Annotated in this window: 12 protein-coding genes; all 12 read right to left on the bottom strand. The window is 33.5% G+C overall.

Annotated features, from left to right (window positions below; all coding sequences use genetic code 11):
• Positions 1-282: 282 nt before the first annotated feature.
• A complete protein-coding gene (locus AAEO59_RS04695; protein WP_341699584.1) occupies positions 283-1,206 on the bottom strand; it encodes a PKD domain-containing protein in 924 nt (307 codons plus the stop codon).
• 475 nt (positions 1,207-1,681) lie between these two features.
• A complete protein-coding gene (locus AAEO59_RS04690) occupies positions 1,682-3,949 on the bottom strand; it encodes a glycoside hydrolase family 3 N-terminal domain-containing protein (RefSeq protein ID WP_341699583.1) in 2,268 nt (755 codons plus the stop codon).
• A 109-nt stretch (positions 3,950-4,058) separates the two neighbouring features.
• Positions 4,059-5,402 (bottom strand): hypothetical protein, encoded by a 1,344-nt coding sequence (locus AAEO59_RS04685; RefSeq protein WP_341699582.1) that lies wholly within the window; start codon positions 5,400-5,402, stop codon positions 4,059-4,061.
• Positions 5,403-5,488: 86 nt separating this feature from the next.
• Positions 5,489-6,859: a hypothetical protein gene (locus AAEO59_RS04680; protein WP_341699581.1), complete on the bottom strand. Its 1,371-nt coding sequence runs from the start codon at positions 6,857-6,859 to the stop codon at positions 5,489-5,491.
• 213 nt (positions 6,860-7,072) lie between these two features.
• On the bottom strand, positions 7,073-8,761 hold the full coding sequence (locus AAEO59_RS04675) for a RagB/SusD family nutrient uptake outer membrane protein (protein WP_341699580.1): 1,689 nt from the start codon (positions 8,759-8,761) through the stop codon (positions 7,073-7,075).
• Between the two features lie 30 nt (positions 8,762-8,791).
• A complete protein-coding gene (locus AAEO59_RS04670; RefSeq protein WP_341699579.1) occupies positions 8,792-11,809 on the bottom strand; it encodes a SusC/RagA family TonB-linked outer membrane protein in 3,018 nt (1,005 codons plus the stop codon).
• A gap of 488 nt (positions 11,810-12,297) precedes the next feature.
• A complete protein-coding gene (locus AAEO59_RS04665) occupies positions 12,298-13,662 on the bottom strand; it encodes a 3-keto-disaccharide hydrolase (RefSeq protein WP_341699578.1) in 1,365 nt (454 codons plus the stop codon).
• An 81-nt stretch (positions 13,663-13,743) separates the two neighbouring features.
• Positions 13,744-15,942: a glycoside hydrolase family 3 N-terminal domain-containing protein gene (locus AAEO59_RS04660; RefSeq protein ID WP_341699577.1), complete on the bottom strand. Its 2,199-nt coding sequence runs from the start codon at positions 15,940-15,942 to the stop codon at positions 13,744-13,746.
• 73 nt (positions 15,943-16,015) lie between these two features.
• Positions 16,016-17,368, bottom strand: a complete 1,353-nt coding sequence (locus AAEO59_RS04655) for an SUMF1/EgtB/PvdO family nonheme iron enzyme (RefSeq protein WP_341699576.1) — start codon at positions 17,366-17,368, stop codon at positions 16,016-16,018.
• A 27-nt stretch (positions 17,369-17,395) separates the two neighbouring features.
• The gene (locus AAEO59_RS04650) at positions 17,396-18,793 is read right to left on the bottom strand and encodes a hypothetical protein (protein ID WP_341699575.1); all 1,398 of its coding nucleotides are present in this window, start codon (positions 18,791-18,793) and stop codon (positions 17,396-17,398) included.
• Positions 18,794-18,838: 45 nt separating this feature from the next.
• The gene (locus AAEO59_RS04645) at positions 18,839-21,163 is read right to left on the bottom strand and encodes a glycoside hydrolase family 3 N-terminal domain-containing protein (RefSeq protein ID WP_341699574.1); all 2,325 of its coding nucleotides are present in this window, start codon (positions 21,161-21,163) and stop codon (positions 18,839-18,841) included.
• A 19-nt stretch (positions 21,164-21,182) separates the two neighbouring features.
• Positions 21,183-23,693: a glycoside hydrolase family 3 C-terminal domain-containing protein gene (locus AAEO59_RS04640; RefSeq protein ID WP_341699573.1), complete on the bottom strand. Its 2,511-nt coding sequence runs from the start codon at positions 23,691-23,693 to the stop codon at positions 21,183-21,185.
• Positions 23,694-23,725: the final 32 nt, after the last annotated feature.

Below are 23,725 nucleotides of genomic sequence, written 5' to 3'. Positions count from 1 at the left end.
AAAACCACCTACACTCTGCTACATTATTTAGAAAATAAATCCACAGTAATAAAAATTATGCTAGCCAAGACTAGTTAAAATAACTTGAAGACTACTAAAATATCGAAATAAAACAATCTATTTCAAACTAATAAAGGTCTTAGACAATTAATTGTTGTTACATTAAACACGTTTTAATTATCTTTAACCTTTATTTTTTTAGTTTCAATAGTCTATTCTACTAAGGCAATTGAAGTTTGTCAATACTAGAATAGACTATTACAAATGTTTTAACGTAAGCGATTAATTTGTAGTTAAATAAATATCATCTACATAAAAATCCCATGAATTCGCAGTTGTCGAATAATCACCATCATCTGTTCTCATTGTAAATTGATTAACAGATTGTAGTGCAGCAGGAGTAGCTGAAAGTGCAGCGCCGATTCCATCTTTTAAAAGAGCTGAAAAAGGGATTTTAAGTTCATGCCAAACGCCATCCCAAAGCATTCCATATAAAGGAGCAGATGGTTTTAAAACTACCCAATAATTTCCAGAATTGGTATTCAAACGAACTCTAACATTTCTTGAAGTTGAAGACTTTAATGAAATATTTAAATATGAATATGCTGAAACGTTAAAAGGTTTTGTTGAAAGATCCATGTGAGACAAACCAAATCCAGACGTAAGGCTCGTAGGAACATAGTGATAAAACAAAGTTTTGTTACCATGATGCGTATTAATATCTACTTCTGTAACTTCGCAATTACCATTATTTGTAGGTGCAAGCCCAGGATTAGATTCAGTAGTAGTACGTTCGGTATAAATACCTAATCCAGTTATAGTCGGCATAGGTGGTATAGGTGGAGCTGATACCGTAATAGAAAATGTTTGTATCTCAATTGTATTGTCAATGTGTTTTACTTCTAACGTAGCAACGAAAGTACCTCCACTATTATATTGTACAGTAACATCTTCGCTAGATGATGTTGAAGGTGTACCTCCTGGGAATTTCCAGGATAATGATTGAACCTTAGTAGCATTACTAGAAAAATCAATCGTTTGATGATTCAATATAGCCGTTTTTGAAGCAGTTGGATTTATTGTCCCCGGTTCAAATAGAACCAATTCATCTTTAGTTTCTCCTTCACAAGAAAGCAAAGTAACAGAAGCAAAAAGTAATGCAAAAAAATAATGCATTTTACATTTAGTTAGTTTTTTTAAAATCATGATTAATTAATTTTTAATGGTTAATAGTATAAATTCCAAACAAAGATCAAAATTTCCCATTGTCTAATAGGGCGTTTTTTATCTCTTTTGGGGGGGAGATTCGTTCGTAATCAACACTATTGCAGACTATTTCCCTAATAAACATTCATTATAAAAACTAAAATCATAAAATTATAATGGTAAAACCATAACCCTATCAATCATTGTCCTGCATATTAAAATACAAGCAAATACTACCCAACAAATAGTGTTTATTCTATTGTGATATACAGACTACTTTCTTTTAAATAAAAATCAACTAAAATTATACTCATTACCACTGAAATTAAGAAAGAAACGACTTCTATATATATAACTATTGTAATAATTAGTTCCAATAAAAAACCATCGCAATTGACCACAACCAAAAAATACACTAATTGGTTGCGGATCAAAAAAAAATGCGATGGTCTATTTAAATATTAATGTAAAAAGATTACTTCAATAAAAATTCTTGTTTTAAATCTGAAATTTGTATTCTAAAAATTCCTTTTTCAGCAACCCATTTCAATTCGTTATTTACAAATTGCAAATCCTTTGGATGCAAAACAAAGCTAACCGTTTTGGTTTCGTTTGGCATTAAACTAATCTTTTCAAATCGTTTCAAAGCCTTTACTTCTGGAGTAATGCTAGCATAAAGATCCGTCAAATAAAGTAAAACAGCTTCTTTACCTGCTTTTGTCCCCGTATTTTTAACATCAACTGTAACTCTTATTGAATCACTATCATTTATTTCCAGTTTATCAATTTTAAGGTTGGAATACGTAAAAGTAGTGTACGAAAGTCCAGTTCCAAACTCGAACTGAGGATTGTAACTTTTCTCATATTTTGCATCGTCATTTTGCTCCTCTTCACCTAAACTCTCTGTATATTTTCTATTGTATTTTTCTAAAGAATTAGAATATCTAGGATAATTATAAGGCAATCTTCCACTAGGATTTACATCCCCGTAAAGAATATCTACTAATGCCCTTCCTCCTTCATTTCCTGGCAAATAACATTGTACAATTGCATCCATTTTGTCTTCAAAATCACTAATTAATCTAGGTCTTCCCTCATTCAAAACCAAAACTATAGGTTTACCTAATTTAGAAAGGGCTAATGCTAATTTTATTTGCGAACTACTGATATACAAGCTACTAATATCTCCAGGAGTTTCTGTATAATTTTTCTCTCCTAAACATAAAACAATTTTCGAAGCATCTTTAGCTAATGCAACTGCTTTTTGAATTTCGTTCTCATCTTCTTTTTCAAGATCTGTACCCGCAGTATACAATACTTTTTCTTTACCTACTTTATCCTGAATGGCTTCTAGAATGGTCATTTTGTTTGAAGCAAAGCGATCTGATAAATCTCCTTGCCAATTGTAAGTCCAACCACCATTCAAATATTTCATGCTGTTAGCCGTAGGACCTGTAACTAATATTTTTTCTGACTTATCCAGTGGAAGAATATTATATTTATTCTTCAACAAAGTGATTGATTCCGATGCAGCATTATATGCTTCATCTATAAATTCTTGAGAAGCAAATTTGGGATAATCTTTAGGATCAGCAACGTTATTATTGAATAAATTCAATTGCATTTTCATTCTTAGAACACGACTAACAGCATCGTCAATTCTTGACATTGGTACTTCTCCTTTTTTTACTAAATCTAGTAAATCATCATAAAAAGTATAGTTGTCAGGGACCATACTAACATCTATGCCTGCAATTACTGCCATTTTAACGGCTTCTCTATTGGTCTCAGCTACTTTGTGACGCGTGTGTAGGTATATAATATCTTTCCAATCCGTAATTACAACACCTTTAAAACCTAATTCGTTTTTTAACAAGTCAGTAAGTAATTCTTTGCTAGCATGAACTGGAGTTCCATTAATTTCCCCAGAGCTTACCATTATACTTTTAGCACCAGCTTTAATAGCGGCTTCATAAATAGGTAAGTCATATTGTCTTAAAACACGCTCGGGAATTATACTAGGAGTTCTATCCTTACCAGTTGTTGTACTTCCATATCCTATAAAATGTTTCAAACAAGTTCCTACTTGATATTTTGAACCTACATCGTTTCCTTCAAATCCTTCAACCATTGCTAATCCCATTTGAGTAGTCAAATAAGAATCCTCGCCAAAAGATTCCCAAATCCTAGACCAAGAAGGACTACGAGGTAAATCTAAATCTGGCGAAAAAACCCAAGGAATAGAAGATGCTCTAGTTTCATAAGCTGAGATTTGCGCTCCTTTTTTAGTAATTGCCGTATTAAAAGTTGCCGCTAATCCTATTTCTTGAGGAAACAAAGTTCCTTCCGCAGTATAATTAGCTCCATGAATCGCATCAATTCCATATAAAATTGGGATTTTTAGTCGTGTTTTATTGGTTTCATTGTTGATGCTGGTCATTATTTCTCTCCATTTCATCTGGGTAGGCGCACCTGAATTTGGAATATTTTGTAATGACCCAACATGATACTTTTGAATAGCTTCTCTCAGTTTAGCCTTATCAAAAACTCCTGGCTGACCTTTTATTTCAAAAAGAGTCACCGCGATATTAGTCATCTGACCTATTTTTTCTTCAATAGTCATTTTAGAAAGCAACTCGGTAACTTTCTTTTCTATTTCTTTTTCATTTGGAGTTGCTTTTTGACTCCAACCAATTGAGTAAAAAAGACTAAAAACAATTAAAAATGTGATTGTTTTGTTCATTTAAATTAAATTTGAATAAAATTTTATACATAAGAATACTAAGAAAACCATACAAAAAGGCATTTTTTCTCAGGAAACTTTAATCATAAATTATATTAATAAATATAAGCTACAGTTTAGACTCAACAGGAGCTTGTTCGTTAATGAAATGTTGATTGGTATATACCGTTCTAATTATTTCATTATTTTTAAAAACATAGGTATGTGTAGCCAGTCCTTCGATAGCCCCAGTATAAACAATAGGACTATTAGCATCAATATTTAACTGGACATTTCCATTAGCTGTGGTAGCTGTTTTATTTAAATGCAATGTAAATGTGGTAGCTGTATTAGACCGATTCATAATCATAACACTTATCGTAGAACCATCAACAGAACCAAAAGTAATGAAGTCATATTTAGATGATTTTCCTCCAGCATAGATACCTTTAAAGTTTTTGGCTATCATTTGCATATGACGATAACTTGGCCTTGGTGTCATATTTGCGCCATCAATAAAACTAAAATCTGTACCTGCTCTACTACCACCATTTTCAAACATACTCCATGTAGTAGCATAAGTTGCTCCATATTTCATACATAAATCTAATACTCCGCCAAACATTTGTCCGTTTTTCCAAGAATGCACAAGAGTACCATCTTTAGCATTATATTCTCCAAGAGCCCACCCTAAAGCATCATCTCCAGTACGTCCTAATTGTTTATTAACCGCATCAATTTTGGTTTTACATTTAACAATAGAAGCTTTAAAATCTTCAATACCCTGATATGCTAAATCAATACTCGCATCTTGTGGGTATCTATGCCAAGACAAACCATCACAATAGTAATAATTTTTACCCGGTACTTTTCCTGCTATATTATTTTTACCTCCAAACAAATCATTCATTTCGTCTTCCATATAATAACATTCGTCTGGTCCGTATATTTTAATTGTTGGGTCCACTTCTTTCATTGCTGCCGCTATTGGTTTAAAATATGCTTCAACAGAAGCCCCCATAGTTGAAGTGGCAGGTTGATTTAACTTTAACCAAGGTTCATTTCCTATGTTCCAATACTTAATCGCCTTCCCACTAGCCAAATCTACATTAAAATATTTTACATAATCAGCAGCAGTAGCAGGTGAACCTAATTGTGATACTTGAAAAATTGGTTCAGCCCCCATAGTTTGAATTCTTTTTACCCAGTCCAATAACTCAGCTTTGGTAGGCATTGTACCATTATAATTATTTCCTCCAATACGCATTGATTTAACACCACAAGCAGCTGTCAAATCCCAAACTTGATTCGTTGGATTCTTATACCAAACATTGTTTCCTACCAACATAGGTGATATTTTAATCCCTGTAACTGTATTAGGAGGAGTATTTTCATTATCATTTGACGAATCTTTGCTACAAGAAATATTTATCAAAATAATAAACATGGCAAAAAAGATATTTTTTTTATTCATTTTTTTAAATTTAAAAAGATTAATACTTATTTTAATACATTGCATTCATTTCCTAAATGCAAAATGCATATTGTAGAAACATCTCACTATAATTTAAATTTGTCGGGAGATTGCCCTTTTACGAAATGTTGATTGGTATACACTTGTCTAACAATTTCATTATTTTTAAAGACATAGGTATGTGTAGCTAATGGCTCTATAGTCCCATCATAAACTTTTGCACTATTGGCATCAATATTTAAGTTGACTTTTCCTTTTGTTATGTCTGTTTTATTTAAATGTAATTTAAATGAGATAGGAACATTAGCCCTATTCATAATCATCACATTTATTGTAGTTCCATCTACTGAACCAAATGTGATTATATCTGACAATGAAGACTTACCATCTACATAGATTCCTTTAAAGTTTTGGGCAATCATTTGCATATGGCGATAGCTAGGTCTAGGAATCATATTTTCTCCATCAATAGAACTAAAATCGGTTCCTTTTCTATTACCGTCATTTTCAAACATACTCCATGTGGTGGCATAAGTTGCTCCATATTTCATACATAAATCCAATACTCCACCAAACATTTGTCCATTTTCCCATGTATGAACTTGAGGACCTCCCTTTCCATTAAACTCACCAATTCCCCAACCTAATACATTATCTCCGGTCCGACTGTGTAATTTATTTACAAAATCAACTCTAGATTTGCATTTAATAATCGCGTTTTTAAAATCTTCTATCCCTTCGTAAGCTAGATTTATACTTGTATCTTGTGGATAACGATGCCATGAAATTCCATCACAATAATAATAAGACTGACCTGGAACTTTATCTGAGATATCATTTTTTCCACCAAATAAATCATCTACAGCCTCTTCTATATAATAACAAAAATCAGGTCCAAAAATTTTAATTGTAGAATCTATTGATTTCATAGCAGCAGCTCGCGGTTTGAAATAATTCATTACCATAGCCCCTACAGTAGATAGATCTGGTTTTTTATTCTGCAACCAAGGCTCATTACCTATATTCCAGTATTTAATGGCTTTACCACTAGCTAATTCTACATTAAAATATCGGACTAATTCTGCTGCTACTTCTGGAGATGCATATTGTGAAACTTGCATAATCGGTTCAGCTCCTATCGCTTGGATATGTCTCACCCAGTTTAACAACTCTGATTTAGATGGTAAAGTATTATCATATGCATGCCCTCCTATACGAATGGAGGTAACACCTGATTGAGCTGTTAAGTCCCAAACTTGGTCAGTAATTTTATTATACCAAAGATTATTCCCCACAAGAATAGGGCTAATTTTTATTCCTTGTACATTAGGTATGTCAACTTTTTCTTTGAAAGAAAAATCTTTTTTTTCAATACTAAAAGGCACAACAGGTTTTATGGAGCATGAAATATTCATAATAAGAATAATCACTCCATAAAATAAATTCTTACTAATCATAAGACGTTTATTTAAAATAAAACTTTGAAAAACTCAAACGAAGTATAAAAGTTTAAGTGTATAGTAGAAATAAATATTAATTGATTCGTAAATAAGATAAAAGAGGTTAGAAAAAAATCTAACCTCAATTACAAAACTAACTACAAACCAAACATAATTAATCATTAATACCTCAACCTAAATCATGCAGTTTTCCCTACAAACCTACCTAGCTTATTGTTCATAACCAGGATTTTGAGGAAATGTTTTCATCAAATCAATTTGGCTTTGTGGTATTGGACATCTTACCATGTAATCCTTCATTGGGTATGCATTTGTTTTAACTTGAGCAGCAGTTGCCCCAAATCTGTAATGTAAATTTTGTCTTTCTACTAATATTCCCAATCTTTTTAATAAGAACCAACGATTTCTTTCTAAGTTAAGCTCACGTGCAGATTCGTCTAAATAAGTATCTAAAGTCCAAGATGTAAAATCTACAGTAGCGTTAGGCGTATTGTAAGGCAATCCGTACGCTCTACGTCTTACTTTGTTCATATACTCTAAAGCTAAAGCAGTATGCCCAAGATTACTATGTGCTTCAGCACCTAATAAAAAGGTTTCAGCCAGACGGTACATTGGGTAATCTTTCCAGCTATCATTTGATCTTTCTCCTTTTTCTGCATCGAAAAATTTCTTAGAACTAAAATGGTATCTCCTTATTTGATCATCATAGTCAGTAACCGGTATTACTTGTCCAAATTTTGCTGATGTTGGATTATTAGCAACATACGTTTCTGGGTAAAAATAGTTAGTATATCTTAAATCATTAGTAATAATATGTCTACCCCAAGGTTTCGCTGGATCTGGAATTACAAGAGTACCATACAATTCTTGTAAGTAATCATTTGGATAAGCCCAACCTAAGGCTTCACCACCATCCTCTACAGCATGTATAAAATATTTGTGACTATCTTCATATAATCTATTGGTAAAAACGGCACCAATCCAAGTTCCAGCTCCACCAGGTAAATTATCACCTGCACCTGTAGAACCTAAAAGTTCGTCTCTGACTATTGTAAATAACATCTCACTATGATTTAAGTCTTGTCCGAAAACTTGAGAAATAGGAACCAAAGTTCTACCACTTTCAGTGATTACTTTATCAAACTGATCCGCTGCTTCTTGGTATTTAGCAGAGACATTAATAGAAGTAATACCTGTACGAGGCAAATACTGAGCTTGCCACATAGCACTCTTCCCTTTAAGGTGTCTTGCAACTGATCTATTATATCTACCATAATCTTCAGAATAATTTAAGTTTGCTATCGCAAAATCTAAATCTGCATCAATTACTGCAAACACCGCAACAGGATCTGCAACTGAATAATCAATTGGGTCATTAGCATTTTCTGGAGTGGTCGCTGTAGTATCTAAAAGAATGTTATCATACATCCTGATAAGGTCTAGATAAATTTCAGCACGCATCACTCTAGCTTGAGCAACTATACGATTCATACGGGTTAAATCAGCCCCATTAACAGCAATATTTTCAGAGCCTTGGATAATAGCGTTACATTTCTCTATTAATTTATAACCCTCTACCCATTTAAAATCTGGAAAAGCTGCTGGTGTATGACTTGAGAGCTGATAAGGTGTTTGATAGGTTCTAAACTGTCCTAAATCATCTGCTGCCATAAAAAACAACTGTGCTCTTAAAGGATTATTTTCTCCTGCAGGTGCATTATAGTTACGATATCTATTATATAAACCATTAACACCTACTTCTAAACCATCAATTGTTGAATAAATAGCATCTTCAGATACTTTATCTAAAATTTTATCCTCCAAAAAATCCTGGCAAGACACACTTATTATTGAAACAAGTAGTGTCAATACATATATTTTAAATGAACTTTTTTTCATCATATTTAATTTAAAACGATTAATATATTATTAAAAACCTAATTGTAATCCCATAACAAAATTCACTGCTTCTGGGTAATCAGTAGGGTTTTTCTCAGGACTAAAAGATTGAAAATCTGTCCATGTATACAAGTTATTACCTGTTACATAAATCCTAAATTTATTAAGTCCAATTGCTTCTAATGCAGTTTTGGGCAAAGAATAACCCAAAGAAACATTTTGTAAACGCACATAAGAAGCGTCTTGTAAAGCTAGAGTATACAAATTTTGTGGATCATTAGCTTCAGATGGTCTAGGAAAATTACCGCCTGGGTTCTCAGGAGTCCAATAATCTTGTTTAATACCATTCTTTATACCTCTTAAAGAACCACCTTCACTATATCCTACAAGAAAATTATTATATCTAGTACGACCTTCAACAATGTTTAAATCAGTAGAGAAATCAAACCCTTTATAATCCATATTTAAACTTACCGTTCCGTACCAATTTTCTACACCCGGTGTAAATACACGATCAAAAGTATCATTAATAATACCATCACCATTAACATCTAATTGCTTAATATCTCCTGGCAAAGCATTAGGCTGAGCTGAATTTACAATATCTTCCCCTATTTGATAAATACCAATTCCCATTCGTTGGTAATAACCACCCAGTGATTTTCCAACAAACCACTTCTGATTTAAATTATCACTTACTGGTGTTCCATCAGGATTTAAACCTAAACTAAGTAATTTATTGGTGTTTTTGGTAAATATCAAACCTAAATCCATTTTAAAATCTTTAGATCTCACTAGGCCTAAATTTAAACTTGCCTCAATACCTGTATTTTGTAATTCTCCTTTATTAACTAATTTATATGTATAACCTAAACCTGTAGGTAAAGCTTCGCTTTGTAATAAATCTCTAGTTCTACCATCATACCATTCAACAGTACCATTGATTCTGTTAGATAGAAATCCAAAATCCATTTTAACATTCAATGTAGTAGTCGTTTCCCATTTTAAATCTGGATTAGCTAATTGATCACCAGGTATAATACCTGATACTTGCTGACCTCCTAAAATATAATCTCTTGAAAAACCAGAAGTTAAAGTACCTCCTGCATCAATCGTTTGGTTACCAATACTTCCATAACTAGAACTGAATTTTAATTTATTAATAAACGATAAATTCTTCAAAAAGCTCTCGTTATGTGCATTCCAGCTTAGCCCAACCGCAGGAAAATAACCCCACTTATTATTCACGCCAAATTTTGTTGATCCATCAGCTCTAGCCGAAAGTGACATATAATATCTAGAATCATAACCATATTCAGCTCTAGCTGCAAACGAAACTAATCCAGTTCTTGATTCAGAAATAGTAGGTACATTAATAAGAGCAGATGCTAGACCATTAATTCCAAGAATATCATTAGGTATTTGAGATGCTGAATTTCTAAAATTTGAATACTTATTTTCAGATGAAGACTGTACTGCAGTAAAATCTAAATTATGCTTATTCGAATCAAATTGAGGCTTGTAAGTAATAATATTTTCTAATTGCCATTCTTCATTATCTTGGAAATAAATAAAACCACTTCCTGTACCTCCATTTATAATCCCTGAAATAGAATTTGCTGTATTGTAACTTCTTTGTTTATTATTCCAAGATCTTCTACTCGCATTTACTCTAAAATTAAAACCTTTAAAAAGTGTAAGATCAGCAAAAATATTAACAATATCATTTCTACTATCACCTCTTGTATTGGTCTCTTGCAGGTCAATTAAAGGATTTTTGTTTTCCGAAAAACCACCTGGTAAATAACGTAAACTACCATCATCATTATATACTTTTCCTAAAGGTGAAGTTGTGATTGCAGTAAGTAAAATACCTCCTACATTAGGACCGTCAGTTCTGGAAAATTGCATAGAAGTATTAACACCAACTTTTAACCATTTATTTATCTTTTGATCGATATTAAATCTTCCAGAAACTCTAGTTCCTGCAGAATTTGGAATCAATCCCTCGTTTTGATAAAAACCAAAACTAGTAAAGACTTTTGTGTTCTCAGTACCTGATGAAATACTTAATTGATGATCATGAGTTATACCTGTACGTAAAATTAATTTTTCCCAATCAATATATTTACCTGTTTGTATACTTTCTAATTCTAAATCAGAAAAAACTTGATCATCTGGTAAATATACACCTCCATTATTAGTTCTTACAGCTTCCCTTTTTAATTGAGCAAACTCATCACCACTATAAATATCAAAGTTTCTATTATAGTTTTGAACTCCTAATGCACCACTGTAAGAAATAGTAGGTACTCCTGTTTTTCCTCTTTTTGTAGTAATTAAAATAACTCCATTAGCACCTCTTGCACCATAAATAGCTAAAGCTGCAGCATCTTTTAAAACCTCTAGAGACTCAATATCATTTGGGTTAATATCATTAATTGCGCCAGCAGGAACCCCATCCACAATTACATATGCAGCCGTTTTATCACCATTTAAAGAGTTTTGACCTCTTAATACTATCTTAGAATCCCCTAGTGGACCACCATTGTTTAAAGTAACTGTTACCCCTGCTGCTTTACCTCTTAACATTTCGGCGACATTTGATGTGGCCACTTTAAGCATATTTTTTGGATCTACAGAAGTGACAGAAGCTATAAGATCACTTTTTTTTCTGGTTCCATAACCTACTATTACAACCTCTTCTAATTCTTTAGAACTTGGTTTAAGTACTACATCCAAATTCTTTTTATCCCCTACTGCAATTGTAATGTCATTCATTCCAATATAAGAGATAACTAATATGCTTTTTGGTGTTGCCTCGATCTTAAACCTACCATCAAAATCTGTCTGAACTCCTTTAGCAGTTCCTTTAATAAGGACATTTACACCAGGCAAAGGAAAACCGGTATCGTCTGTCACCTTTCCCGAAATAATGCTGCTTTGCGCACTAAGATTCTGAAAACAGATAAACAGAAATAAAATTAGGCTTACTCTTAAAAAGTTACCTCTAAGAAAAAGCATGGTTGCATTTTTGTTGTTTTTCATTGTTAAAATTTTTAGTTAATATTTTTTGGGTTAGTTCAATAAACCAGTAAATGATTTACTTCACAAAATTCATTTATTATAAATAATAGTACGGGAGTAATATATCCGTTTTAAGGGGTGCTAATGTTTTTAAAGCTGTAACCCCCTTATTTAACAGTTGAAAAATAACCAATTAAAGAAAAAAACACATTTTAAATTATATTAAATAGAATAAAAAAATAATTTATTTGACGAATTATCATTTTCTCTTATTTGGGTGAAATTACAAAACATTTGATACAATTATTATTTGTTAATGAAACAATAAATAAATGTCTGAAACAGCAGAATATTAACCGTTCCGTTTATTGAAATTTGGCGTGAAATAATGCTCAAAATAAAAACCACCTCCAAAATATAAGTTTATACTCCAGAGATGGTTTAAATGTGTTTTCGAACAATGTGTGTTTTTGTAAAAAAGCTTTACACATTTACAAGCCCCATTTTAGCTATAATTCTTTAATCTTAATATTTTTAAAAATAACTTCATTACCATGATCCTGTAACAAAATATTACCTTCTTCCAATTCTCCAAAATTAGGATATTTTGCGTATTTACTGTAGGCTACCAAAGCCCTCCACATTTGGGTACCTCGCTCATATTGTACGACAATTTTATCATTTAAATAGTGTGTCACTTTACTGCCGTTTACAACTATGCGAGCGGTATTAAAATCTGATTTTCGGAAAAATTTATCCGATGATGCTGTAATTAAATCATAAAGAGATCCTAAAGTTCGGTTTCCGTTTACCCCCATTTTGGCATCAGGATGTTTTTTATCATCTAAAATTTGAAATTCACAACCAATTGATGAGCCTTCACCCTTATTTATATTAGTGTCTACAAAATATTTGATACCGCTATTAGCTCCATCAGTTATTTTAAAATCAACCGTAAGTTCAAAGTTTTTATATTTTTTAATGGTAACAATATCACCACCATTAGCAGATTCAGCTCCAGCAGCATTCAAAACCTTTAGCATGCCATTTTCTATAGCCCAACCGCCAGAGGGGAAAGTTGTTCCTTTGGCCGCTCTCCAACCAGCAGTGGTTTTACCGTCCCATAACAACTTCCAACCTTGTTTTTCTTCCATTGGGGAAATCGTATTATCAATGCAATTAGCTTGATAAACGGTTTCCTCTGCAGGAGTTTTAACTGATTCCAAATGAGTGGTACAGATTTTAATATCCTTCCATTGTACCGTCTTACCCTCATCCTCTGCCTTATATATTTCATGAACTTGTAAAGCAATAAATCCATTTGAAGCTTCGGGTAAATTATCTAAAATACTGGCACATAGAATTCCATTTAACCAAGTTCTTACAGATGTTCCAATAGCTTCAATACGAACATGATTCCATTGCGATGGTTTATAAGCAACCTTAGCTTGAGGATTTTTTTCCATTGGATATATCCATCCACGACGCGCTTCATCATATATCCCTCCGCTCCATGCCCTAGATGAAGGATCAATCTCAAATTGATAGCCGTGAACTCGACCGTCTTTATATTCTTTTCTAGATTGGCTACGAAATTGAATTCCTGAATTCAAACCTTCTTCTACTTTGTATTCCAATTCTAAAATAAAATCCCCATATTTTTTATTCGTAGCTAAAAAAGTGTTTGGAGTTCCTGCTTTAGAGATTCCTATGATAGCTCCATCTTTAATAACATATTCAGCTTTACCACCTATTTTAGACCATCCCTTAAAGTCTTTCCCATTGAATAACATTTCCCATTTTTCCTGAGAAAAAGCGGAAGACATAACTATCAAAAGGAACAAACTAAACCAGACTATTTTTTTTGTTTTCATTATATTTATAAATACATTATTAATTCAATTACAATCCATGGAATTTTTCAGAACTTTATTTTAATATACTATTACTATTTATTATTCGATTAACTCAAATTTTACACGCTGGTCGTTAATCGTTAAATAAAAATCACCTGTTTCTAAATGCATCTTTCCGTTTGTATCAGGAAAACTTAAATCACGTTCAGGATTAATTTCAAATTTAAACACCTTTTTTTCACCAGCCTTTAATTCTAATTTTTCAAAAAACTTTAATTCTTTCATTGGTCTTGAAATAGAGGCAACAGGATCAGAAATATACCAAAAAACTGTTTCTTTTCCTGAACGATTACTAGTATTGGTTACTTCAACTTCGGCAATCAAATTAGATTTTTTATCTATTTTATCTGAAGATATTTTTACAGTTCCATAAGAGAAATTAGCATAACTCAAACCGTGACCAAACCAATATTTAGGCTCATTAGAAATATCTTTATACCCACCTATTTTAGGTCTTGCAGGTTGACGCATACTATAATAAATAGGTATCTGACCAGTCGCTAAAGGAAAAGTAATGGCTAATTTTCCAGAGGGGTTTAAACGTCCTGAAACAATTCCTGCCAATGGGGTTCCACCAGCAATTCCAGGTTGCCAAATTTCAATAATAGCATCCGAAAGAGATTCTAAATCACCTAATTCAAGAGGTCTTCCATTAGACAAAACAAGAATAATTTTTTTTCCTGTTTTTTTCAATTCGGCTAATAATTTATGTTGGATCATTGGTAAACCTATTGAAGAACGTGAAGTGTTTTCTCCACTCCATTTTTTCATTTCTCCCATACATAAAACAACCACATCCGATTTTTGTGCCATGGCTACTGCCTCTGCAAAACCTTTTTCATCAGTTCCATCAAACTCACAGCCCTTTGCATAATTAATAACAGCTTTTGACGAAAATTCTTTTGTAAAACCTTCAAAAATAGTTTCTACTGAACTTTCAATTCCTTGACCTTCCCAAGAACCCATCATATTGATTTGATCTTTCACCATGGGGCCAATTAATGCAATTTGTTTAACATCACTCGATAATGGTAATATCTGATTACTGTTTTTTAACAAAACCATTGACTCTTCTGCTAATTGTTGAGCTACAGCCATACTTTCAGGTTGGTAGTATCTATCTTTTTCCGAAAGTTCTTGAACGTATGGATTATCAAACAATCCTAATCTGAATTTTAAGCGTAATATTCTTCGTACTGCATCGTCAATTTTGCTTTCAGGGATTTTTTTCTCTTTTACCAATTGAGCTAAATTCTCTACATAAACATTGTCAACCATATCCATTTCAACACCAGCCAAAAAGGATTTTAGAGTGGCTTCTTTTCTATCTTTTGCAACTCCCTGTGGAATCAAATTTTCAATAGACCCCCAATCTGAAACTACAAAACCATCGTGTTTCCAACGTTCTTTTAAAACTTCCGTAAGTGTATAATGATTTGCCGATGCTGGAACACCACTAATATCATTAAAAGCACTCATCAAAGTTGCTGCACCTGCTTTTACACCAGCATGAAATGGTGGCATAAAGGTTTCCCAAAGTGTTTGTGCAGACACGTCACTAGAATGATAATCACGTCCTCCTTCAGATAAACTATATCCAATATAATGCTTCAAACAAGCTGCAATCGAAAAAGGATCTGATAAATTTTTACCCTGGTAACCATTAACAGTCGCTACACAAAAAACAGAATTAGCATAAGGATCTTCTCCATACCCCTCAGCAACTCTTCCCCAACGAGGATCACGAGCTACATCAACCATAGGTGAGAAAGTCCAATCAACTCCTGATAATCTCGACTCTTTGGCTGCAACGGCTGCAGCTTTTTTAACTAATTCTTGATTCCATGAACAAGCTTGTGCCAATGGTATAGGATAAATTGTGCGATAACCATGAATTACGTCAAAGCCCATCAATATTGGAATTCCCAAGCGAGAATCTTCCATGGCTTTACGCATTATCTGATTGCGATATACCGGACTAATACTTCTATAAATCAGTGATCCAATTTCAGGTCGGACTCCTTTTTGAATGGATTCAATATTATTTTCATTGGCATTTTTCCCATAAGTCCATTGATTGGTTTGAAGAATTTTTTCTTCTAAAGTCATTCTTTGTAACAAATCCTCAACTCTTTTTTCTAAAGGAGCTTTATTGTCCTTATATAACGGCTTTGTTTTTTGTGCCATAATTAATAATGGTGTTAGTACCACCATCAATCCTAATTGTATTCTATTCATAATCATATATTTTTATGTAACTAAAATCTAGTAAATGCTATTTTATGTTAACTGTAGCACAGCTAATTTGTATTTATTCAACTAATTTAAAATTTAGATAATCATAGTTCATATTACCGTTGTAAATAGTTTTTAGAGTTAGAACATGCTTGCCTTTTTTTAGTTTAAATGTAGCCAATGAATCTAAACGATTCCAATGATGCCATTGCCTCCAATCAATTTTCTCTTTATCATGTTTAGTAGAAGGTATTATTATCTCAGCAACGAATTCTTTACCATCTAACATTAATGAAATTCCTCCAACTCCACTTGCGGTATACATTAATCCTACAGTATAAAATCCTGTTTTATTTACATTTATGGTATAATTAATCCATTCTCCTGGTATCAACCATCCTGCATATAATTCCCCCATAGTAGGCTCCACCAAATTATACGGACTATTATCTATTGCTCCAGATTTAGTATAAGAAATATCTACTGCTTCATGTATTCTAAATTCGTTCAAAAAGGTACCGTCAGCTGGATTCAAATTCCCGCTTCCACTATTTATAGTATCACTATCATGAAATGCAATTCCCTCACCGCCCAAATCATACGATTCACATTGTACTTTACCCGGTATTTGTTGTGGTTTATTATTCCATGGTTTTCCAGTATAATTTTTGAAGAAATTTTGATCACTTATTAAAGAAGTCGCTGTAAAAACTACCCTAAAACCAACACTGTTACTAAAATGCATCGGCGTATTGCCATAGTGGGCCGCAATTGATGAGGGCTGCTCTCCTGCAAACCAACTTCCCCCCATATGAATACAAAAATCACTAGCTGATTTTAGGCTATCATTTCTACACCATTCCCAGGCATTACCACTCATATCATAAATACCTAAAGCATTTGGTTTCTTTTCTCCCACAGGATGGGAATGCTTGTTACTATTTACTTTATACCAGCCAACTTTATCTAAATCATTGGCACCTGCATAAACAAAATCTTTGTTTTTAATTCCGCCTTTTGCAGCATAAATCCATTCTGATTCCGATGGCAAAATACCCCCTATCCATTTACAAAATTGAGATGCTCCATAATAATTAACCATAACCATCGGATAATTTTCAAAGCCTAGTTTAGGTTCCCATTTTCCATTTATGAATTCTAATTGCAAGTCTATAGAACCCACATTTATTAATTGCATTTCTTTGAAAACACCATTAGCTCCTACCTCTATTCCGTTTAAGAAAAAGGAATATTGTTCATTGGTGATTTCATATTTTGAAATTTCAAAACTATTAACAGAAATCTGTTTTTTATTGTAAAGCATAGTTCCTCCTTTCACCCAAACTTTTTGAATTGGTAAAGCATTTATTTTTGTAATTCCAAAAAACAAAATACTAATAAGGAAAGTAATACTTTTTTTGTGCATCATAATTCGGTTGTTAATACCTTTAAAATACTATTTATCAAAATAATCAATCAAGTTGTACACCTTCAAATTAAGTTCTTTCATTTGATTTACCAATGGAATGTATGGCTCATAATCAATTTTCATAATTCCTTTGTTACCATCAATATTTGATGGTTCTCCAGGCATCGAAGGATCATTATCCATATATTTAAACCAGTGCCATCCTACGCAATACTTTGATTCTAGTAAAGCCAAAGTATAATTCTGATATTCATATCCTCGCTCTAATTGCGTCTTTACAATCCAACCAGCTCCAGAAGTATTTGCTAAACCAGAATCTTCTCCTTTAGTATAAAACTCTGTAACCATGAAAGGCTTATTTAAGTTGGTTCCCCAAGTAGTCATAAAATCACTTTTTGGTGTCCACTCTCTATAATAATTTATCGCAAGTATATCTACATAAGGACCAATGGCTTTCATAAAATAATCATTGGCACGAGCATCTTCTTTATCTACCCTTGGACCAAGACTCATGTGATTGGGGTCGTATTTTTTTAAAGCTTTGTATACGATTGAAAAATAAGTTTTTCCAACATAGCCCAGAAACCTTTTTTGCACATCAATATTTGCAGCGTCAGCTTCGGTATAGTTATTATCTTTTAACCATTTCTTTGCGGCCAAATAATTTTCATTTTTAGGTTCTAAATCCCCTAACTTTAAGTAACCCGTTAAAACATAATCTTTAAAAGGCAATTCGTTATCCGTAAAATACCCAAAAAGGTTTTTATCATTTTTGTTGACAGCCAAAGCTTTCGCTTTAGTGTCACAATATTCGGCAAATCCTTTTTCAAAGACAAAAATACAATCGTTTGGATACCCCATATGACCAGAAAGTTGTACAATACGACCTTTACCATATCCACTCATCCAATTCAAGATAATAGTATATGCTAATGGATTCGTTTTTTGTCTTGGATTCGAAATAATTTCTTCATTTACGGACCAAGAACCCGCGCCATAAAAACCAATTTCATTTAAATATTCCATTGTTTTGGTCATCCAAAGCTTAGAACTATTTCCAAATTTTGAAGCCATTGCATTCTTAGAAACAATTCCTCTACCTTGTTGAATATTGTTCACTGCTCTACAAATATTCAGATATCCTTCTGGATCAACAACCCACCAACGACCATCAATAAACTCAGTCCTAAAAAAACCAGTTGCTGTTACTTTTTTATCTAATCTACTACCATAAATATTTGTAGCAATTTCTTTATTTACATTGAAATTAGGTAGCTGACTGATTGTTCTAGTTTCATAAGCGATGTATGGAGATGTTGGATTCTTCTTGGCTTCAACTTTAAAACTATTCTCTTGTGCTTTTACCAAAAACGGTAAAAGAATCAATAAAAATGAGAGACATAAGCGTCTTAATTGTATATTCATTAAATAATTATTTTGTTGTTAATATTTCGTTTTTTAAATCTGTTTTCATTGCTTAACTACTTCAAATACATCTGATACATATTCCTTTGAACTTTTTCCTATCTGAATTTCAAATTCTCCAGGTTCAACAATACGCTTCATGTCAAGACCGTAAAACTGTAATTTATCTGGTGTTATCACAAATGAAATTGTTTTTGTCTCTCCTTTTTTGATAGCTACACGAGCAAAGTCTTTTAATTCATGAATAGGTCGAGTAACGGAACTCACTTTATCTCGAATATAAAGTTGAACAATCTCGTCACCATCTCTATCACCTATATTAGTCACTTCAATAGTTGCCGTAACCGGTTGATTCGGATTTATTTTTTTGGTATCCAATTTCAAGTTGGCATATTTATACTCAGTGTAGCTTAATCCAAATCCAAAAGGATACAATGGCGAATAATCACCATCAATATAAGGGCTTTCATGTACGTATGGTTTGCTATTGTAATAGACTGGCAATTGTCCTACATGACGCGGAATAGTTACAGCAAGTTTCCCCGATGGATTGACTTTTCCAAACACAACATTGGCCACAGCAGTACCTTGTTCCTGCCCTAAATACCAACCTTCAATAAGTGCTGGTGCATTTTCGGCCAAATAATTTACCGCCAAAGGTCTTCCGTTGATTAACAAAACCGCAGTTTGTTTGTTGAGTGCAAAAATAGCTTTGGCTAAATCGTCTTGTCTTCCCATAGGATTTAAATCATAATAATCACCAGAATGATTTTTCCAATCTTCACGACAAGTCAATTCGTTGCCTCCCATTACCATTAATACGGCGTCACAAGTACTGGCTAATGCTACAGCGTCTTGAATACGCTTGTTCTCTGCTTCTAGAGTTTTTTCGACCGCCGTGATGGTACTATCGTTTTCGTAAATTTTATAGCCTTCGGAGAAAACTACTTCGAATTTTCCTTTTCCAAATTCAGACAATCCCTTTAATATCGATGTTCCTGGAGTTTTATCGTTAGCATAAGTTCCGTAATGTACCTCATCAGCATTCGGTCCTATTATTGCCAATCGTTTGATTTTATTTTCGTTAAACGGCAAGGTTTTATTGTTGTTCTTCAACAAAATCATTCCTTGTTCTGCAGCTTGTAAAGCAATTTTTCTGTGTTTAATCTGGTCTTCCAATTTTATTTTTTCGGAAACAGTTTTTATGTAAGGCTGCTCAAACAAGCCCATCATAAATTTATTTCTCAAGACACGAGTTACTGATGAATCTAGGTCAGCCACTTTTACTTCGCCTGATTTAATTAATGCTGGCAAAGCACTAAAGCAGTAGTTTTTCCAGTTGCTTGGACATTCAAAATCCATTCCAGCAGAAATGGCTCTTTTTCCTGCTTCGGCTTTGTCTAAACATGTATGTTGACGCGTTACCATTCTATTTACAGCATCATAATCAGAAATCACATATCCAGTAAAACCCCATTCGCCACGAAGTACATCTTGGAGCAACCATTTATTGGCGTGATTAGGAATCCCGTCTATTTCATTATAAGAAGCCATTACGGTGCGAACATTTGCTTTTTTTACCGCCATTTCAAAAGGATAGAAATGATTTTCGCGAAGAATTCTTTCGGAGAAATTGGCTGGAGCCAAATTGGTTCCTGCTTCCGGCTGCCCATGTCCAGAAAAATGTTTGGCGCAAGCTATTACGTGGTTTTCGTCAATAAATGGAGTATGACCTTGCAAACCAAATACAGCCCCAATGCCCATCTGGGCTACGTGGTACGGGTCTTCACCCAACATTTCGTCAGCTCTTCCAAAACGAGGATCACGCATTAAATCTATTACAGGTGTTGCAGCGTGTGTGATGCCGTAACTACGCATTTCTTTGGCTACAGCCCCAAATACAGATTCTATTAATTCTGTATTCCAAGTGCTCCCCAATGATGCTGAAACCGGAAAAACAGTTGATTTATTCTCATTCCCTACAAAACCGTGACAGCCTTCGCCATTAGAAATTGCTGGAATTCCGAGCCTAGTTTCTTCCACAAAATATTTTTGAATGGCATTAAACCGTCCTCGATAGTCCTCATTGTTCATTTCAACTTTAAATTGTAAAAATCCTATTCCGTTTTTTATGGTATCTCCTAAACTACTAACTGCTTTTTTTAATTCTGTAGCTTTACTTAGATCAACCTTAGGATGCCAAACATCAATTTGTCTGCATTTATCTTCTAAGGTCATTCGTGACAATAAATCTTTAATACGATCTTCAATAGGTGCTTTGGGATTTTTGTACAATGGTCTCACTGATTGCTGGGCATTTGATGACAGACCGGCAAGGATAAAAGATAAAAGGATAAAATACTGTTTCATGTAACTTTTCGATTCTTGGTTATTGTATAAATTTTGAAATTTCTGTTGGAATCACTTTACCGTTAGGAATACTTAATTGTCCTTCACAGCTATTGTTTTCTTTGATAAGATCTTTGCTTTTTGGCACTTCAACCTTGGCTGTAATAGTATATTTTCCTGCAGTGGCTATCCAATTCTTGTTATCTAACCCTTGGGCGCAAGTTTGTTCCATTCCACCAACAGGTATTGAGATTGATTTTGAATAATAATTTGCTACCTCCTTGCCATCAACATAAAAATGAACAATATGATCATCACCTATTTTTGTTTCTCCTGTTCCGTTATTAATCAATGAAGCCATAAATACAACAGGTTCTCCCTCTTTAGGAAAAACTGGCATAGTACGAATATTGACCACTTGCAAGTCTGGTTTTGGGCTTGCTGCAGCCAAAGTAAACGAAGCTTTAAGGGGTAATTGATCTGATGCTCCACCCACTTGGACAATGTAGTCTCCTTGTGGCACTTGGTACGAATTGGTTTTTTCATTATAGACATACAATTCTTCTGGAGTTAACTTTAAAGTAATTCTTTTTGTCTCGCCAGGGTTTAAAGCAGCTTTTTGGAACCCACGCAACTGTTTAGTTGGCATGGCCAAAGCAGGAAGAATAGTTCCTGTGGAAAGATAAAGTTGAGCCACTTCTTCCCCAACTGTTTTTCCGGCATTTTTTAAATCGAAAGAAACTTCAATTAACTCACCAACTTTAGCTTTTGGTTTATTGATTTTAATATTAGAATACTCAAAAGTGGTATAACTGATTCCTGCTCCAAATGCAAATTCAGGAGTTAATTTCTGGCTATCGAACCAACGATACCCCACTCCTTTGTAAACCATATTTTTAAAATCGGTACTGATTGGGATAATTTGGCTGTCGTCTTTTGGAATCGTGGCTGGTAGTTTTCCAGAAGGATTATAATTACCAAATAACACATCAGCAATAGCCCTTCCTCCTTCTTGTCCTGGATAAAACGCATACAACAATCCTTTTACATTTTTAAGGACAGGAGTAACACTGCATGTTCCTCCCGAAACTACCACTAAAATAACATTAGAATTTACTTTTGCTATCGCGTTAATTAATTCATTTTGCATTCCTGGCAATAATACCGTTTGCGAAGGTCTGTCTGGACGACTTAAAACTCCACCTCCGTTTTCGTCGGCTTCTTTATTGATGAAATAGCCTTCTCCTTCAATTGTTTTGTCCAATCCAGCTACAAATACTACATATTCTGCTTCTTTTGCCGCTTTGATAGCTGCATCAAATTGCGATTTATCTGTATCATTGATGTTACACCCTTTGGCATAAACTACTTTATCGTCACCTAATATCGTTTTAATGCCATTTTCTACTGATATCTGATAGGAAGGAAGTACTTTAGAACTACTATTTCCGTCTAATGGTAATTCAGTAACATTAGGGCCAATAAGCGCCACTGATTTGACTTTATTTTTATCTAAAGGCAAAATATTCTTTTCATTTTTAAGAAGAACCAAACCTTTTAAACCACTTTCATAAACTAATTCTCTATGTTCCTTGCTGTCTATCATTGAAGCTGGCGTAACTGGAACACCATCCATCATTCCAGAAATAATTTTAGTTCTCAAAACATTTCTTACTGCACGATTGACTAAACTAATGTCATAAATCCCATTTTTAACACCATCCGGAAGTTCTTTGATATACAAATCATTGCCCTCACAAAAATCGAGTTCTGCGTTAAGGGCTTTTCCCGTTTCTTTAAAACCGCCCCAATCACTCATCGTATAATAGTCAAATCCCCAAAGATCACGTAAAAGGTTTTTTATCATGTATTTGTTTTCGGCACATTTGTCTCCATTGACCCAATTGTACGCACACATTACAGATAGGGCGCCTCCAAATTGAATGGATCTTTTCCAATGAAAACCCCAAAATTCAACTAAACTTCTTTGATCACTTAGGTAATCATTAGTACGACGATTGATTTCGTATGTATTCAAATTATAATGCTTAACCGAACCAAAAACCGAAGTCGTATTCTGTCCTAAAATAAAAGCTGAAGAAATTCTTCCTCCCAAAAATGGATCTTCACCAATAGTTTCAGGAGCACGACCTATTCTAGGATCTATAAGCATATCCAATGTTGGCCCCGCAATTCTATCTTTTCCACGAGCTGCCTGTTCTTCACTTATGGCTCTACCAACTCTTGTAATTAAATTAGGATCCCAAGTGGCTGCCATAGCAATGGTAACAGGAAACGAAGAATAGCCTTTTGCATTATTTCCTATTCCATGTGGTCCATCACTTCCGGTAAACTGAGGAATATTTAGTCTTTTATTTCCATCAGTTAGATAATATAATTGTTCTATCTTTTCTTGAGTACTCATTTTAGCTAACAAGCCATCCAATCTTTTTTCTAATGGATTGATCGTTTCAACTAATTGTGCAAAAGCACTATTTGTGAAAACTAATCCAGTAAAAAGAACATAAGTGTAAAGAGAATTTAATTTCATTTTTTTTATTTTATAAACTATTATAAATTGAC

It is taken from the genome of Flavobacterium flavipallidum (assembly GCF_038289905.1).
GTDB lineage: Bacteria > Bacteroidota > Bacteroidia > Flavobacteriales > Flavobacteriaceae > Flavobacterium > Flavobacterium flavipallidum.
This window is presented reverse-complemented; position numbering and strand designations above follow the sequence as displayed.

What these genes read in the sequence shown, in the direction of transcription:
- AAEO59_RS04695 (WP_341699584.1), bottom strand. Translation starts at nt 1,206, where the DNA reads ATGATTTTAAAAAAACTAACTAAATGTAAAATGCATTATTTTTTTGCA.
- AAEO59_RS04690 (WP_341699583.1), bottom strand. Translation starts at nt 3,949, where the DNA reads ATGAACAAAACAATCACATTTTTAATTGTTTTTAGTCTTTTTTACTCA.
- AAEO59_RS04685 (WP_341699582.1), bottom strand. Translation starts at nt 5,402, where the DNA reads ATGAATAAAAAAAATATCTTTTTTGCCATGTTTATTATTTTGATAAAT.
- AAEO59_RS04680 (WP_341699581.1), bottom strand. Translation starts at nt 6,859, where the DNA reads ATGATTAGTAAGAATTTATTTTATGGAGTGATTATTCTTATTATGAAT.
- AAEO59_RS04675 (WP_341699580.1), bottom strand. Translation starts at nt 8,761, where the DNA reads ATGAAAAAAAGTTCATTTAAAATATATGTATTGACACTACTTGTTTCA.
- AAEO59_RS04670 (WP_341699579.1), bottom strand. Translation starts at nt 11,809, where the DNA reads ATGAAAAACAACAAAAATGCAACCATGCTTTTTCTTAGAGGTAACTTT.
- AAEO59_RS04665 (WP_341699578.1), bottom strand. Translation starts at nt 13,662, where the DNA reads ATGAAAACAAAAAAAATAGTCTGGTTTAGTTTGTTCCTTTTGATAGTT.
- AAEO59_RS04660 (WP_341699577.1), bottom strand. Translation starts at nt 15,942, where the DNA reads ATGAATAGAATACAATTAGGATTGATGGTGGTACTAACACCATTATTA.
- AAEO59_RS04655 (WP_341699576.1), bottom strand. Translation starts at nt 17,368, where the DNA reads ATGATGCACAAAAAAAGTATTACTTTCCTTATTAGTATTTTGTTTTTT.
- AAEO59_RS04650 (WP_341699575.1), bottom strand. Translation starts at nt 18,793, where the DNA reads ATGAATATACAATTAAGACGCTTATGTCTCTCATTTTTATTGATTCTT.
- AAEO59_RS04645 (WP_341699574.1), bottom strand. Translation starts at nt 21,163, where the DNA reads ATGAAACAGTATTTTATCCTTTTATCTTTTATCCTTGCCGGTCTGTCA.
- AAEO59_RS04640 (WP_341699573.1), bottom strand. Translation starts at nt 23,693, where the DNA reads ATGAAATTAAATTCTCTTTACACTTATGTTCTTTTTACTGGATTAGTT.